Source organism: Bacteroides stercorirosoris, assembly GCF_900142015.1.
Lineage (GTDB): Bacteria > Bacteroidota > Bacteroidia > Bacteroidales > Bacteroidaceae > Bacteroides > Bacteroides stercorirosoris.
In genome coordinates, this window is record NZ_FQZN01000005.1 from 230,683 (window position 1) to 247,185 (window position 16,503).

The 16,503-nt window shown below is 41.8% G+C and carries 13 protein-coding genes; 11 read left to right on the forward strand and 2 right to left on the reverse strand.

Annotated elements, in window-relative coordinates:
- Positions 1-55 precede the first annotated feature (55 nt).
- Positions 56-1,426 (forward strand): tRNA (N6-isopentenyl adenosine(37)-C2)-methylthiotransferase MiaB, encoded by a 1,371-nt coding sequence (miaB, locus tag BUC01_RS05900; RefSeq protein WP_073313029.1) that lies wholly within the window; start codon positions 56-58, stop codon positions 1,424-1,426.
- Positions 1,427-1,530: 104 nt separating this feature from the next.
- On the opposite strand, the gene BUC01_RS05905 is transcribed toward miaB, so the two are convergent.
- A complete protein-coding gene (locus BUC01_RS05905; protein WP_025831387.1) occupies positions 1,531-2,241 on the reverse strand; it encodes a DUF6266 family protein in 711 nt (236 codons plus the stop codon).
- A gap of 779 nt (positions 2,242-3,020) precedes the next feature.
- Positions 3,021-3,869 (reverse strand): helix-turn-helix domain-containing protein, encoded by an 849-nt coding sequence (locus BUC01_RS05910; protein WP_025831386.1) that lies wholly within the window; start codon positions 3,867-3,869, stop codon positions 3,021-3,023.
- Between the two features lie 79 nt (positions 3,870-3,948).
- Between BUC01_RS05910 and BUC01_RS05915 the strand changes: the two genes are divergently transcribed.
- From BUC01_RS05915 to BUC01_RS05960, 10 genes are all read left to right on the forward strand, one after another.
- On the forward strand, positions 3,949-5,229 hold the full coding sequence (locus tag BUC01_RS05915; RefSeq protein WP_025831385.1) for a nucleoside hydrolase-like domain-containing protein: 1,281 nt from the start codon (positions 3,949-3,951) through the stop codon (positions 5,227-5,229).
- A 327-nt stretch (positions 5,230-5,556) separates the two neighbouring features.
- Positions 5,557-7,290, forward strand: a complete 1,734-nt coding sequence (locus BUC01_RS05920) for a tetratricopeptide repeat protein (protein ID WP_025831384.1) — start codon at positions 5,557-5,559, stop codon at positions 7,288-7,290.
- 78 nt (positions 7,291-7,368) lie between these two features.
- A complete protein-coding gene (locus BUC01_RS05925) occupies positions 7,369-7,779 on the forward strand; it encodes a DUF3244 domain-containing protein (RefSeq protein WP_025831383.1) in 411 nt (136 codons plus the stop codon).
- A 28-nt stretch (positions 7,780-7,807) separates the two neighbouring features.
- The gene (locus BUC01_RS05930) at positions 7,808-9,346 is read left to right on the forward strand and encodes a vitamin K epoxide reductase family protein (RefSeq protein WP_073313030.1); all 1,539 of its coding nucleotides are present in this window, start codon (positions 7,808-7,810) and stop codon (positions 9,344-9,346) included.
- 92 nt (positions 9,347-9,438) lie between these two features.
- A complete protein-coding gene (locus BUC01_RS05935) occupies positions 9,439-9,642 on the forward strand; it encodes a hypothetical protein (RefSeq protein ID WP_139261815.1) in 204 nt (67 codons plus the stop codon).
- Between the two features lie 98 nt (positions 9,643-9,740).
- The gene (locus tag BUC01_RS05940) at positions 9,741-10,928 is read left to right on the forward strand and encodes a TlpA family protein disulfide reductase (protein WP_025831381.1); all 1,188 of its coding nucleotides are present in this window, start codon (positions 9,741-9,743) and stop codon (positions 10,926-10,928) included.
- 89 nt (positions 10,929-11,017) lie between these two features.
- A complete protein-coding gene (locus BUC01_RS05945) occupies positions 11,018-12,196 on the forward strand; it encodes a TlpA family protein disulfide reductase (protein WP_073313031.1) in 1,179 nt (392 codons plus the stop codon).
- Complete coding sequence (locus tag BUC01_RS05950; RefSeq protein ID WP_025831380.1) at positions 12,193-14,379, forward strand: peptidase domain-containing ABC transporter; 2,187 nt, start codon at positions 12,193-12,195, stop codon at positions 14,377-14,379. The genes BUC01_RS05945 and BUC01_RS05950 overlap by 4 nt, the downstream gene beginning before the upstream one ends.
- Positions 14,380-14,399: 20 nt before the next feature.
- Positions 14,400-15,698 carry an HlyD family secretion protein gene (locus tag BUC01_RS05955; protein ID WP_025831379.1) on the forward strand — a complete coding sequence of 433 codons (1,299 nt, stop codon included), beginning with the start codon at positions 14,400-14,402 and terminating at the stop codon, positions 15,696-15,698.
- Between the two features lie 100 nt (positions 15,699-15,798).
- Entirely contained in the window at positions 15,799-16,047 is a 249-nt protein-coding gene (locus tag BUC01_RS05960; protein ID WP_073313038.1) for a hypothetical protein, read from the forward strand.
- Positions 16,048-16,503 lie beyond the last annotated feature (456 nt).

Genomic DNA, 16,503 nt, shown 5'->3' on the forward strand with positions numbered 1-16,503 from the left:
AAGAAATAATCTGTGTTAATCTGTGTAATCTGTGGTGAGCTAAAAACAAGAAATTATGGAAAAAGTAACGGGAGCAGACTTTAAATCTGCGACTGCTGATGACAACAAGAAGTTGTTCATCGAAACCTACGGCTGCCAGATGAATGTGGCAGACAGTGAAGTGATTGCCTCTGTGATGCAGATGGCGGGATATTCGGCGGCGGACACGCTGGAAGAAGCGGATGCAGTGTTCATGAACACCTGTTCTATCCGCGACAATGCCGAACAGAAGATTCTGAATCGTTTGGAATTTTTCCACTCGCTCAAAAAGAAGAAGCGCAATCTGATTGTGGGTGTGCTGGGATGTATGGCCGAGCGGGTGAAGGATGACCTGATTACCAATCACCACGTTGACCTGGTGGTAGGTCCTGATGCTTATCTCACTCTTCCCGACCTGGTTGCCGCCGTAGAGGCGGGTGAAAAAGCCATCAATGTGGAACTGTCTACAACGGAGACTTACCGGGATGTCATTCCTTCGCGCATTTGTGGTAACCACATTTCCGGATTCGTGTCCATTATGCGCGGTTGTAATAATTTCTGCACGTATTGCATCGTTCCCTATACCCGCGGTCGTGAGCGTAGTCGTGATGTGGAAAGCATCCTGAACGAAGTGTCCGACCTGGTGGCAAAGGGTTATAAGGAAATCACCCTTTTGGGGCAGAACGTCAACTCCTACCGCTTTGAGAAGCCGGACGGTGAAGTTGTCTCTTTCCCTATGTTGCTTCGCACCGTGGCTGAGGCCGCACCGGGCGTGCGTGTCCGTTTCACCACTTCGCACCCCAAGGATATGAGCGATGAAACGCTGGAAGTGATTGCACAGGTTCCCAATGTGTGCAAGCATATCCATCTGCCGGTGCAGAGCGGAAGTTCGCGTATCCTGAAACTGATGAATCGCAAGTATACCCGTGAGTGGTATCTGGAGCGTGTGGATGCTATCCGACGTATCATCCCCGATTGCGGTTTGTCTACAGATATTTTCTCCGGTTTCCATTCCGAGACGGAAGAGGACCATCAACTTTCCCTTTCTCTGATGGAAGAGTGTGGTTATGATTCTGCTTTCATGTTTAAATATTCCGAGCGTCCGGGCACGTATGCTTCCAAGCATTTGCCGGATGATGTGCCCGAAGAAGTGAAGATACGTCGGCTGAATGAGATTATCGCTTTGCAGAATCGTCTTTCCGCCGAGTCGAATGCCCGTTGCATCGGCAAGACGTATGAAGTATTGGTGGAAGGAGTTTCCAAACGTTCACGCGAACAATTGGTAGGGCGTACTGAGCAGAACCGTGTAGTGGTATTCGACCGTGGAACGCACCGGGTGGGCGATTTCGTGAAGGTGAAGATTACTGAAGCAAGCTCGGCGACGCTGAAGGGAGAAGAAGTAGGGTAAACAGATTACTATAACAACCATTATAAAAAGAGGGAAGCTGCCGGAGTCTTTATCTCCAATCAGCTTCCCTTCCTTTTTTTCAGTTCCGGCAGTCTGCCGTCATCTTACCCCAGCGGATTTTCGTCCACGCCTCCACTGCCCGAACCGCCGCTTTCCGAGCCGCCGCCTTCCGAATCTCCGCTTACCGGAGTGTCTTGCAGGCATACGCTGTTGGCAACGTTGGTGGCGTTTTCGTTACAAAATCCCAGATAAATGGCCAGTGCGTCATCGCTCCAGTTGGCGGGCAGTTTCAGTTCTGCTTTGGCATCGGAACGCGTGGCTGCGGCTATGTCGTAGACGGCCATTCCCTTGTCCTTGTTGTATGCCAGCAGCATGGCGGCGTCTGTAAGTGCTGCATCGCCCATGCCGCTGTTGTCGGTCCAGGCGAAAACAGCCTTGTTTCCGCTTACCGTTACCGTGGCATCCATTGCCGGCATCAGGCTGCCACGTGTCACCAAGGCCTTGTTGTAGTCAATTGAGACGTTTGTTCCGCTACCTTTCAGTGCATGTTTCAGAACGTAAGATACGGCTGCATTGAATGTGGTTTGCTGCCCGGAATACTCTTTGTATCCAAATCGCAGAAAAGGCGTCATTGTTTTTGCGAAATTGATGGTTACCGCAAATTTAGAGCGCTGGTTCTGTTGTTTTTCTGTACGCGGGTTGTTGATGTTCACTGCCAGTGCACGCATATAGTGTACCGCCTTCCATGTGCTACCTACTACTGTTCCTACTTTTCCTGAGAATCCTCCGAGGATTCCCTGTTTGATTGTTCCCATAATTTTTCTTTTTTGTGTTGTAAATAATTTAGTTTTCTGTGTGAACTCGCTAAAAGACTTCTGCAGCAATCTTCATCGTGTTGTTCAGTTTGCAACGGTGTCTTGTTTCCGTTGCGGTGGCAAAGATATAGGATCTTTTTTTTAAATCGGTCCTTTTGAAATAAAGTTTATCATAATCTTGCATTTGTATTTTCTATTTATTGATAATCAATATTTTAACTCTGATTTTCTATTTGTCGGAGTATTCATCCGCTTTGTTTTTCTTTGGTTTGGAGTCCGGGTTTTCTCCGGTCCGTATCATGTCCGCGTTTTCTCCACTCTTATGCGGGGACGAGAATAGTGGAGCAGGTGTGGAGCAGATATGGAGCAGGTGTAGAGCGGGTATTGCATGTGAGTTGGTTGTAATTTTTCTTAGGAAAAAAGTGCGCTGTCCGTGGCTGTTTTTGCAAAAGGTTGGGAGGATATGGATGAATCAATGAAAAAATCATACCTTTGTGTTTATAATTGCGGTTATTATAATCTGAATTATAAATAGTATAAATCTGATAATCTGAATTTTAACTAACAGTAGTATGTTTCGCTATCATCATGGGGCGCTGCTGTATAAGGAAAACATATTTGATACGCCGTAGTTTCAAGAATGTCCCATGCGTGATATCTTTGAGATGCTTTTTTGTATGGCACCAGAGAATATCTGAATCTGGTAATTGAAACGATATAACATAGAATATCGGGGATATTCGTTGGAGGATATGTAATCGATAAAGTCTGACAGTTCCTCACCTGTTTTGTTCGCGATAGTGCCTGGGAGTCTGCCCGCAGATGTCAAGAAAGGTACTGTTGAAACGGCTGATTGAATTGAATCCGCAGTCAAAGGCTATTTGCGTAATGCTCATGTCTGTCAGGATGAGTTTGCGTTTGACGTGACCTATCCGTTCCTCTGCCACGTAGCGACTCAATGTACAGCCAAAGGCTTTCTTGAAAATGGCATTGGCATAATCGGGGTGAAGCCCCACGGCCCGGCCAATATCTGAAATCTTTATTGGGCGGCTATAGTTGTGGGCAATATAGACTACAATCTTTTCCAAAATTGACCCGTCGGCAGGATTAAGTATGGCGGTGGATTTGGCTTCGGATGCAGATATATTTTTTGTCAACCGCCATATTCGGGCCTGAATTTCAAGGCCTGCCGCCGCCTGGTTTTGTTTGCCCGCCATGTCGGAAACCCACCTTTCAAACATTGGTTTGTCGAGGCCGCACTCCGATTCTGCGGCTTCAACCACAACTTCCCCTCCGAGAATCCTATCGACAAGTACTGAAGGCAATCTCCAACTTAAAAAGAGGTTAAACGGTATGGTGACTACAAAATAAGGGGCTTCGGATTCGCTTTTAATGATTTTATGGGGTATCAGCCCCCAAAACAGCGTAATTTTGCGAGGCGGAACCGTCACTTTTCCTGTAGGGAAAAAATAAGTAATGCCTCCTTCGGGAATATAGTTAAGCTCAATCTCGTTGTGGCGGTCGATTTTCGGCATAAGCTGCGGGCGCCACATTTCACACGTCAGACCGTAGGGCTTAAACTCGCCACGCTTTTCATCGAAAGTCTTCAATATCTCGGAATCCGGCATGTTTTTATGAATTTATGGGTGGTTTAAATTGAATTTCGAGCGTAAATTTGCAGAATAAATCTTAAATTAGCAAACTATTATGGAAAGATTGATCTTACTTGTCTTATTGATCTTTGGCTCAATAGGGGCAAAGGTTCAGGCTACTGACCTTGTCAAACCGCGCGTGCTCATTAGTACTGACATCGGAGGAACGGATCCCGACGACAACCAGTCGATGGCTCATCTGCTGATGTACACCGATTGTTTTGACCTTGAGGGACTTGTCTCTTCTCCCTCTTACGGTTCGGGAAACCGGGAAGAAATTCTCCGCATGATCGACCTTTACGAGAAGGACCTTCCCAAACTATCCAAGCATATTAAGGGGCTGATGTCGCCCGCGGAACTCCGTGCCATCACCAAGCAGGGGCGCAAGGGGGCGGCTCCTTATCGGGGTTTTCTCACTCCTACCGAAGGTTCCCGATGGATAGTGGAATGTGCGCGTCGGCAGGACGAACGCCCGCTGTGGGTATCTGTCTGGGGCGGACTTGAAGACGTGGCCCAAGCTCTTCATGATGCGCCTGACATCGCTGACAAAATCCGTGTTCACTGGATTGGAGGCCCTAACAAAAAATGGAGTACTAACAGCTATGCCTATATAGTAGAAAATTTTCCCAATCTGTGGATGATTGAAAACAATGCTTCCTATCGGGGTTTTATCACCCAGAATAAAGTGAAAGATAAATACAATGCCGGATATTACGATGCCTACATCAAAGGTGCAGGACACCTTGGTGCGGACTTTATCAATTATTACAAGGGCATCCCTAAGATGGGCGATACTCCGGCTCTCCTCTATGTGATGAACGGCAATCCCGACGATCCTGAGGGCGAGTCATGGGGAGGCAGCTTCGAACCAACCGCACGCAGTTCGCGACCGGTCTTCCACCGGCTTACCACGGCTGCGGACACCGTACCCATCTATTCGATTATCGAGTTTCATGTCAAAGGTCCCGACCGTTCCGACATTCCCGCCGACTCGGCCTGTTTCACCCTCACCATAGGGAAGCAGAAATGGGACGGATTCCACCTCGGAGGCGGTGATTATGCCGTGCGTCACTCTACGTATTACCTCGGCACGCTCCCCTATACCATTACCTCCGATATACCCGGTTTTCCTGCGCTGGAAGGTGCCATAACCATTGAGAACCTGTGGCCAGGCCGGGAGTCTGCCACCGACTACAAGGTGGGTCCCAACTGGTACACTGACAAGAGTGACCCTGCATTGTTCTGGCGGAACCTTCAGGGGGCTGAGACTGTCTACAAGTGGCGTCAGGCAGTTATGGAAGACTGGGGAAAACGGTTACAATATCTGAAGGATTAACCGATTTTTTTATACAACGGAGAAACTTATGAGAAGGTGCAGATGTCTTTCCGGCCATGTCTGTTTCTTCATTTTTATGAATTTGGAAACTTATAAATAGTTAATAATCAGTTTCTTGTAATGGCTACACCCTTTCTCTCGGATGGCTACACCCTTTTATGCTTAGGGCTACACCATCCGGGTGAAAGGGTGTAGCCATTTTGCAATCCGGTTGACGGGGTTAAAGTTATATTCTTTGTATTGAAGTAAACTATTACTGAACTATTCTTACATTCTGATATAAAACTCTATCTTTGTGCTACAACTTATAGTAATATGACGGATACAATGAAAAACAATATAGCTTTAATAATTCTTTTGATTGCTTTTTTATCGGTGGCCTGCAATGAGCGGCAGAGTAATAACAGACAGCTGATATTGGCGGACTCTCTTATGCAATCGCGACCGGACAGTGCGTTGTGTATCTTGCAGGGCATTTCAATGGATAAATTTGCTACACAGGCTGATAGTGCTTGCTATGCATTGTTGTTGACGCAGGCAAAGGATAAGAATTATGTTGTGCAGACGGATGATTCGTTGATACGCTATGCTGTGGCATATTACGATAAAACGAATGATGTGCGTATGCAGGCAAAGGCACATTATTATTGGGGATGTGTGTATAGGGATATGAACCGGCAGGCGGAAGCGTTTAGAGAATTTCTTATTGCGGCACCTTTGACGGAGAAAGCGAAAGAAAAGAGACAATTGGGATTGGTGTACAATAATATAGGATTTATCTATAATATACAGGGATTTAATGAAAAAGCGGATTCTATTTATCAGTTGATGGAAGTAATAGCTCAAGAGGTGAAGGATACCGCTCTTTGGTCAGAAGCCCTATCTAAGCAAGGTTCTATAGCTTTAACAAAAGGGAAGGAATATTTTCCTATTGCTGAACAGAAATTGTCAGATGCTTTTGGGGCAGTAGATAGGGTGGGGAATAATGGTCTGAAAGCTAATATTTCAGCTTCACTCAGTAATTTGTACAGTAGGATGAATCAGGGAGAAAAAGCTTTGTATTACGCAAAACTAAATCTTTCCTTACGGAGAGATACAGCACGGGCTTATCATGCTTTTTTCATTTTAGGAGATGCTTATTATAAATGTGGACAGTATGATTCTGCAATTTTCTATATAAATAAAAGTTTGGTAAGCAGAGATTATGGAAGAAAGGTAGATGCTTATATGCGTTTGGCAGACATCGCAATGATTCAGGGAAATGCCGCCTTGTCCGTAGAACTGGAGAGGAACAGTTCTGCATATAAAGATAGCTTATATAAATTTCGACGGAGTGTAGTTGCCAATGAAATGATTGAGGCAGAAACTGATGCACAAGCAATGCTTCAAAAGCTACATTATAAAGGACGTTTAAATATGTACCTGTATGCTTTTATATTGATAACAGCAATGATTATCATAGTTGCTCTTTTTCTATACAAACGATATCGAAGAAAAAATGACTTGTTGCAAAAGGATAAACAACAATTAGAAAAGGTAAACCAGGATTTAAGTCAACATTATGCCAGTTTGCAGAGTGATATAGTGCAAAAGGATTTGGAGATTGAAAACTTGAAAAAAGAATTGACTTCACATCAAATTGATGAAGAGCAAAGAGGAAAATTGAATACAGAACTGAACGAGATGATTTTGAAGCGAAGCTCTTTAACCAAAGAGGCTTTCTTGCACTCACCACTCTACGAAAAGATGCAGGCTATTATTAAAGATTATCAGGATAAGGATGAATCAGATAAAAAAATAAGCGATCAGGAATGGCAGGAATTTGTGGTCGTAATGGATGTGCAGTGGAACAATGCCATAACAAGTCTTTGTGCAAAGTATCAATTATCTAAAGAAGAACTCCATTTGGTATGTTTAAGTTTAGTAGGTTTCCCATTTTCCCATTTAGAATACCTGTTGCATCTTTCCAGAAAAACTCTCTATCGGAAGAAAAATGCTTTGCTTAAGCGGATAGGTACTGAGCAAAATTGTGGATTTGAAGAAATTTTGCAAAGAATTTAGGTGATGACACACTTGTGACACACTTTGTTTGCACAGACTTTCGTAATTTGGCCACCATAAAACAAAAGTCTGATGCATATGAAAAAGGTATTATTTATTTTATTTTCATTTTTGGTTCTTGCCGGTTCTGTGAACGCACAGTTTGTTTCTGGTAATACGCAGATAATGCTTATGCAGAAGGATGGAGATAGAGATCCACCTGGACAGATTGGTGATACGAGTCCAGAAAATGCTCCCCAAACTCGTGGCGTTATTCTCCAACCTGTGTGTGCTTCCTTATATAATAAGGTAGTAACAGTTGACTTCCAGACTGCATTCTCTGCTGTTACGGTTAATGTTATTAATGAAACTACCGGAGAAACAGTTTATTCTGAGCTATTTATCAACCCTGCAAGTTTTTCTATTGACTTAAGCGGGAAAGGCACAGGAGATTATATGATAGAAATTACCTCTGATGAAATCACATTAGAAGGATATTTCCCTTTATAATATTCTAATAGATAGATGAGGGGGAATCATGGCTGAAGTTGATAATACCACTGTTGTACTCTATCACTATTTACGGGTATTATCTGTAAGAGTGAGTAGAAGTACTGTGCATCGTTTGCTCGATACTCCATTAGGAGATAGCATACGAGGTATCAGTGATGCACTGGATATGCTTCATGTAAAGAATGAAGTATATCAACTTCCGTCATCCGATTATTTTTCGCAATTGGAATCTCCTTTTATCACAATGCTTAAGGTGGACAAAAATCCACTTTGCGTAGTGACGAAAAAGGACGATTCCATCGTAGAATTCATTAATGGATATGGACAAAAGCATAGTATGATGATGGACAAGTTTTTGCAGCGATGGACGGGTATTGTCTTATTCGGAGAGCCTACTAAAAAGACCTCGAATGAACATTACTATGTAATGAAAAATATTATTTTCTATTTATTGCGCTATAAGTTTGTCATCGCTATACTTTTTATCTTGATATTGGGGATGCAAACTGCATTCTCTCAAAGTCAATCACCTGCTTTTATTGCCTATTTATGTGCATTGAGTTTTGGCATTCTTGTGTCTACCGCTATCCTCTACAAAGAATGGGTGAATGAGCAATTCATGGAGCCATTTTGTCATATAGGAAAAGCAGTGAACTGTAATGAAGTGCTTCATTCTAAGGGGGCAAATATAGCAGGTGTAGGATTAGGGGAATTATCTTTGCTCTACTTTGTTGTTCTCTTTTTGTTTTCTTTGACCTGCTGGAATGATTTTTATGGGATTTCTGTCATTTGCTGTGTTGCTGCAACCGCATTTACTCTATATTCCATTATTTACCAGGTTTTCATTCTTCATAAAGGGTGCATGCTTTGCATGCTGGTAAATCTGGCAGTATGGGGTAATGCGGTGGCTCTTTATATGTTGAGAAACTATTTTGATATAGGTTTTTCTTTTTCTTCATTTGCTGTATTTATTGCTATAGGATGTATCTGTTTGATTTTTGGAATACAAATGAGAACTATCTGGAGCAGAGAAAGGGAGAGAGTCTCTCTGAAAAAACATCTTGGTAGCCTGTTTAATTCGGAAACTTTTCAGATGTTACTGGCGCTAAAACCTCAAATAGAGGAGATGGCAAGTCTGGATATTACGCTGCATAGTCAGGTGGCAGGAGGTAGTGAGGTGATGATAGTAACTAATCCTAATTGTAAGAATTGTGCGAGGATTCATCGTCATGTAAAAGAGATAGCTTCAAGGTTTCCTGTATCATTGGTGTTACTGACATTTCCAAATGATAGGTTGGGAGAAAAAATTGCGCAAATTGTCATTGCTGCTTACTATGTGGATGGATGGGGCAAGGCAATGCAACTTTTGGAAGAATGGTATGAAACGAAATGTATCAGAGGAGCGGATGATTACAGTATAACAACCGAGGTTCAAGATTTGTGGATGAAGCAACAGGTATATTGTCGGAGACAGAGAATAAGCAAGACGCCCTCTGTCATAGTGGGTAAGTATTATATACCGGAAATGTATCCGCTATCAGATTTAAGATATGTATTAACATAAAGATATTATTTTCGCGAAGTAATAGCTGTTTTGGAATCAGCTTGAAAAAATCCGGACTAACACTTTTATTTACCTTTAAATTTTTTATTGTTATGAAGAATTTAAGTAGTTTTGAAGCATTCAAGTTGAACAAGGTTCAGATGGGTGTAGTTAAAGGTGGCACTCTTTATCATTGTATGGTTGAGTATGGATTTGGAGATTTTTATGTGCGGGTTGTTGAGTCGGAACAAACGTTGAAAGAGGTTGAGGCCGCAGTGGCAGCACAAGCGCCAGACGCAAGTGTGAACTGTATGTAGTCTATTTATATGCCAAAAGTTTTTCATTCAATAGAGTTTGATTAAACTTTTGGCATATTGTCTTTAAAATATTTGTGTAATACTTAAATAGCCAATATATGAAATCTATTTTTTATCTGTCAGTTTGTTTGGTTTTTGCTCTTCCAAATATTTTGTGTAATTACTCTGTTGAAAAAGAAGAGAGGAATGCAAAAATAATTATATTAGTGGATGATTATATTTGCACTGAAAGTCAGTGGGTATATTTACGTGGATATAAAGATTGGATTTCAGGTAATGAGGTTGCTATATTTGACTCTGTATTTATAGAAAAGGGAGAACATAAGGCAGAATTAAATGCTTCTATTTGCGAGGCTACAAGTCTATTTTTGCTTTTTTCTAAAAATGGACCTAAAAATTTTAAATTTGCAGTAGAGCCAGATTCATGTGTTATCATCAATATCGAAGAAGAAGATGGAAATAAATCTTATTATAAAAAGGTATTACAAGGTAATCTGAATAACTATTTAAATACATTCATAAAGGAAAGAACTGTTTATTTAAATAGAATAAAGAATCAGACTGATAGTATAGAGCATTTACAGAAGGAGTGGTTTAATAGATTGAGGACAGCGATTGTTACTGCTAACTATGCATGCGTGTGCTATGAACTCGGGATATTTCTGAAAGTAGATTTTCCTCAGCGTAAGGAAGAAGTAATGAAGTTGCTAAATAATACAGCTGTTAAATTTCCTGATAATATTTCTTTGCAAGAATTTTCAGGAAGAAAAAAAAGTATTTCAGGAACAGTAGCTTCTCAAAAGGCACAGATGAGAATTAGAGAATTGTTAATGCAGCAATCTAATCAATCTTTTTTGGATTTGTCCGTTGGAAATAAGATTGATTTATCGTTTTCTAATTTAAAAGGTATCAAAGTTCCTATAGCTATTAATGAAGAAAGTTATATTTTTGTTGATTTCTGGGCTAGTTGGTGTAAACCTTGTCGCAATGAAATGCCTTCAATAAAGAAACTTGCTAAGCAGTATGAAAATAAATTAAGTGTTTATTCTGTATCTATTGATTCGGATCATCAGGCATGGCAAAAAGCTATTGAAGAGGATTCAACTCAGTTATTTCAACATGTTATTGGCACATATTCTAATGGACAGCCGACTAAACTATTGCAACAGTTAAATATAAAAATGATACCGGCTAATTTTTTAATAGATAATAATCAGTGTATTATTGCCAAAGATTTGCATGGTGAAAGACTCATGCAAGTTTTAGATAGCCTTATTCAAAAATGAAATTTGGGAAGCATTTGTATTATCATCCGCAAAGGTACATATAATTCTTACCACTCGTAAGAACTCCTAAATAATAATTAATTAAAGCCATGAAAATATTACTACCACTTTTTTCTTTTATCTGTTTGCCCATGTTCTTCTTTTCTCCGGCAGACCAAAAGGAGGAAAAGAACGTAGAAATCATTCTACACTTAGACAAAGACATGACAGAAGATGCTCAAACAGTCTATCTATGGTCATTTTGTGATGACGGCAACCAACAAAGATTTTGGGATTCAGCTAGAATTGAAAAAAGGCAGAAAACTGTAACTCTCCAAGGCTATGTTCCTTATGACTATAATTTATACCTCTGTTTTTCCAAAAATGGTCCTATGCAGTTGTATGTTTATGCACAACCTAAAGACACTATTGAATTACACATATCATCAAAAGACAGGAAGATGCTTTGGAAGAAGGCCTTAAGAGGGGAGTATCACAATATAGCTACAGAAAACTCCTTATACGACAGTTACTATTGGATGAAGAGGAGAGAAACGTCTAAAGACAGCATCCCTTATTACAGTCATCTTTTAATGGACAGTTATGATAAGATTCTTCATGAAAGTCCATATCCTCAAATTGCAAATAGTAGTTTCTCTATGTTGCGAATGTTTTTTAAAGACTCTATAGGTAACGATAGCCTCCAAATTCTAAAGAAATATATCGCGCAAAAATTCTCCGATTACCCCCCTGCTGTAGCCGTATCTGTTCCCCATGAATTGAACGAACGTACACTAAAGACCCAACAACGCCTAAACGAAATTTCTGCACAACGAAAGAAATATGAGCAAAGTAAAGTAAATACTAAAATAGGAGGTAAATTGTCTTTAAAGTTACCAAATGCAAATGGAGAACTTATTTCTTTGAGTGACTTAAAAAGTAAATATATTTTTTTGGATATATGGGCCAGCTGGTGTAAACCATGTAGAGCGCAAACTCCATATCTAAAAGTTGTTTTAGAAAAATATAAAAAAGACCTGAAAGTATATGCAGTTTCTATAGATACGAATCATAGTGCATGGAGAAAAGCAATGGAGCAGGACAAGACGCAGGAATTTATCCATGTAATCGGTTCAGACCAAGAACGAAAAAAGGTAGAGGCTGTAGAAGCATTGGGTATAGAAAGAATTCCAAAAAATTTCTTATTAGATCGTAACTGCAGAATTATTGCGAAGGATTTACTTGATGATGAACTCATGCAAACCTTAGACAGCTTAACAAAACAATGAAATCTTTCCCTCACTACATCCAGCACGATACTATGGACTGCGGACCCACCTGTCTCCGCATGGTGTCTGCTTACTATGGTAAACGCTATTCACTGGAAGGGTTAAGGGAAAAATCATTCATCACCCGTGAAGGTGTATCCATGCTGGGCATTAGTGAGGCGGCAGATAAACTTGGTTTTCGCAGCATTTGTGTACAAGTGGGTTATGAAAAACTAAAAGAAGCTCCCTTGCCTTGCATCATATATTGGAATCAGCAACATTTTGTCGTGGCATATAAGCTCAATGACAAGCAGGTTTGGGTTGCCGATCCCGGAGCAGGAAAACTGAAATATACCAGAGAAGAATTTTGCCGTTGCTGGATAAGTTCGCGAAAGAACGGGGAAGATACGGGAGTTGCACTATTGCTGGAGCCTACTCCCGATTTCTATGCTATGAAGGACGAGGATGAAACCATCAACCGCAAAGGTTTCGGATTTCTGTATTCATATCTTCGCCCCTATCGGAATTTAGTAGGTCAACTACTATTGGGGCTGCTATTGGGCAGCATGATACAACTGATGCTCCCATTCCTCACACAGTCCATCGTGGACTTTGGAATTAATAACCAGAACCTTAGCTTTATATATCTGATACTGCTAGCTCAACTGATGTTGAGTTTTAGTAGCAGTGCCGTGGAGTTTATCCGTGGCTGGATATTGTTGCATCTGGGGACGCGTATTAACATTGCCCTCATTTCTGATTTCCTGATTAAACTGATGAAGCTCCCTATAGGATACTTCGATACGAAGATGACGGGTGATATCCTGCAACGTATCAACGACCATACGCGTATTCAGAATTTCCTGACGGGAAGCAGTCTGAGCGTGGTATTCTCCACATTCAACATCGTAGTCTTCGGCGTTGTACTGTTGCTTTATAACTGGATGATATTCCTTATCTTCATGGGCGGTAGCGGACTTTATATAGCATACGTCTGGCTATTCATGAAGAAGCGTGCTGAACTGGATCACAAACGTTTTGCCCAGCAAAGTGCCAATCAGAGTACGGTGGTGCAACTGGTGAATGGCATGCAGGAAATAAAGTTGAGTGCCTGTGAGCAGCAGAAGCGTTGGGAATGGGAACGAATACAGGCGCGTCTGTTCAAGGTGAACATCCGCAGCCTTGCTTTGCGGCAGTATCAGGATTCGGGAGCGGTATTGATAAACCAAACGAAAAATATTATAATTACGGGTTTGGTGGCAAGCCTTGTGGTGCGGGGAGAGATGACGTTGGGTATGATGTTGTCCGTGCAGTATATCATTGGGCAACTGAACAGTCCGGTAAATGACCTGATAGCTTTTGCGCGCGACATGCAGGACGCCCGTCTTAGTATGAACCGCCTGGGCGAAGTGCGTGACAAGCCTGATGAAGAAGATCCCGCGAGACAGTTGATACGGGACATTCCTCCGGGGAAAGACCTTCGGTTGGAGAATTTGAGTTTCAGGTATGATCCGTTGAGTGAATTTCCTACATTGGACGACATCAGCCTGGAGATAAAAACGGGAAAACAGACGGCCGTGGTAGGTATGAGCGGAAGTGGAAAGACAACACTGGTGAAGTTGCTGTTGGGCTTTTATCCTCCTGCAAGCGGGCAGATACTGCTGGGAGATACGCCATTGGAGAATTACAGTATACGGGAGTGGAGAAAACAGTGCGGTGTTGTGATGCAGGACGGCTTTATCTTCTCCGATACCATTGCGGGGAACATTGCGCCGGGTGCGGAACGCATTGATAAAGAACGGTTGCGTCATGCGGCCGAGGTGGCAAACATACACGGCTTCATCGAAGAATTGCCACTGGGATACAACACCAAGATAGGACAGGAAGGGCATGGATTGAGTCAGGGACAGAAACAACGCATCCTCATAGCCCGTGCTGTGTATAAGAATCCGGAATTTATCTTCTTTGATGAGGCAACCAATGCATTGGATGCCAATAATGAACGCGTCATTATGGAGAATTTGCAGGTGTTTTTTAAGGGGCGGACGTCAGTGGTGGTTGCACACCGCCTGAGCACCGTGAGAAATGCAGATAGGATAGTAGTGATAGAGCAGGGGCGAATAGCGGAGACGGGAACACACGAAGAGCTGACAGCTCGCAAAGGTATCTATTACAGACTGGTAAAGAATCAACTGGAACTTTGAGAAGTGGAGAGTTGGGAGTTATGGAGAAACAGGAAGAAAAAGACATAGAATTGAGGTGCGAGGAGGTGCAGGAGATACTGACACGGCCGCCGCATGCGTTGGTGAGGTGGGGAATCACGGTGTTTTTCAGTGTGCTGGCTCTGTTTTTTATCGGTGGCTGCTTCTTCAAGTATCCGGATGTGGTGAGTGCGCAAATCACGGTTACCACGGAGCATCCGCCTGTATGGATAGTGGCGCGGGGAAGCGGAAAAATAAAGGAAGTGTATGGCAAAGACCGGGAGCGGATAGAAGCAGGTAAAATCATTGCCGTACTGGAAAACCCGGCAGAGACGGAAGATGTATTGCTGTTGGAGGAAGCATTACAGGATTTCTGTCTGACGGATAGTTGCGTGCACGGCATTTTGTTTCCCGAACATTTGGCTTTGGGCAGTATACAGGCCGTTTATGCAACGTTTACCAAGAGTTTGACGGATTATCGTAACTTCCTGTCTTTAGACCTTTACGAACAGAAAATAGAGGCAACCTGTAAAGAATTGCAGGAGTACCGCAATTATATAAAGCATCTGAATCGTCAGGCAGAACTGGACAAGGAACAGGTGCGGATAGCCGAAACGGTGCACAGCCGAGAGAAGAAACTTTTTGGCGAGGGACTGACGGCACAATCGGACTATGAAGAGGCCAAACAGGTGTTTCTGAACAGACAACAGGGGCAGGAACAGATGATGACTTCACTTTCTTCCGCCAAAATACAGGAGGCGCAGTTACAACAGAATATTCTTGAAACCCGGATGGAGCGAAGTCGGGAAGCTAACAGCCTGGGGACAGCCTTAAAAGCTGCTTACAATGAATTACAGGTGAGCATCGAGGACTGGAAGATGACGTATCTTTTCATCAGTCCGGCCGGTGGGATATTGTCTTATAACAATGTGTGGCAGAAGAATCAGAATGTGAACGGTGGGGATAAAGTTTTCTCTATTGTCGCCTCGCAGACAGGGGATATTATCGGCAAGATAAAACTGCCTGTTAACGGGTCGGGCAAGGTGAAACCCGGACAACGGGTGAATATCAGCGTGACAGGGTATCCTTATATGGAATTCGGCTTCCTGACCGGAACAGTGGTATCTGTTTCCCTCTTGACGGATAGCGATAGCATGTATACCGTTACTGTAAGCTTACCGCAGGATTTATGTACATCTTATGGTAAAGTGCTGAATTTCAACGGAGAACTTACCGGAACGGCGGAGGTGATGACGGATGAAAGGAGCGTGACCGGAAGATTGCTTGAGCCGTTGCGCTATTTGTGGGAGAAATATTTATAAGAGGAACAGAGAACGGTTTTTCCTCTTATAAAAGTTGGGGAGCAAAAGAAAAGTTGTATCTTGTCGGCATTTGTTATGATACTTATTGAGTTACTTCAAGATGAATGATTATTATATAAAAAAGTATTGGGAAGAAGAGGATATATTATTTTATCTTCATTTTCATAATAAATTAGCTGTTAGACAAATAGAAGTGTTGTCGGGAGAAGCAGTTTGTTTAACAATTGAAAACCCTATTCAGGGAGAGCATTTGCTATGTGATAAAGAGTTGGATGATTTGTCTTTTGAGGAATCTGACTATATTTCGGAAGAAGAGTTTAACAAAGTGTGGTCACTATCATTTATTTAAAATATTAGTTCATAAAAAAATCCATAGTGAGTCCTGTAAGAATGAACGACGAAGTAAATTGTATAATGATTTTTGTTGATTAAATGTTTCGTAAGTGCCATAAAGAAGTTTCCTTTATTCCGTTAGGTGAGTTCTTTTGTCTTAGGTTTCAGATGAAAGAAAAAGGAATAATCCATTTGAATGGTTGTATCTCTGATACTCAAATGCCTCAAAGCTCCTTAACTTTTCACAATATTATTTGCGTTGATTATTTGTCAGTAATACTAATGCAAATAGAAGATGTGATGGATAATTGGGAATAGAACATTAGATAAAATGAAGTAGTCAGTATTTTAATGAAAGAGCAAAAAAGGTTTCCCCAGAGACTATCCATCTGATTGTGTAAATAGAAAACTACGGTGTTTCTCTCGTAGTTTTTTTATTTATGTATTAACTTTGTAAAAATCAGATTTTATG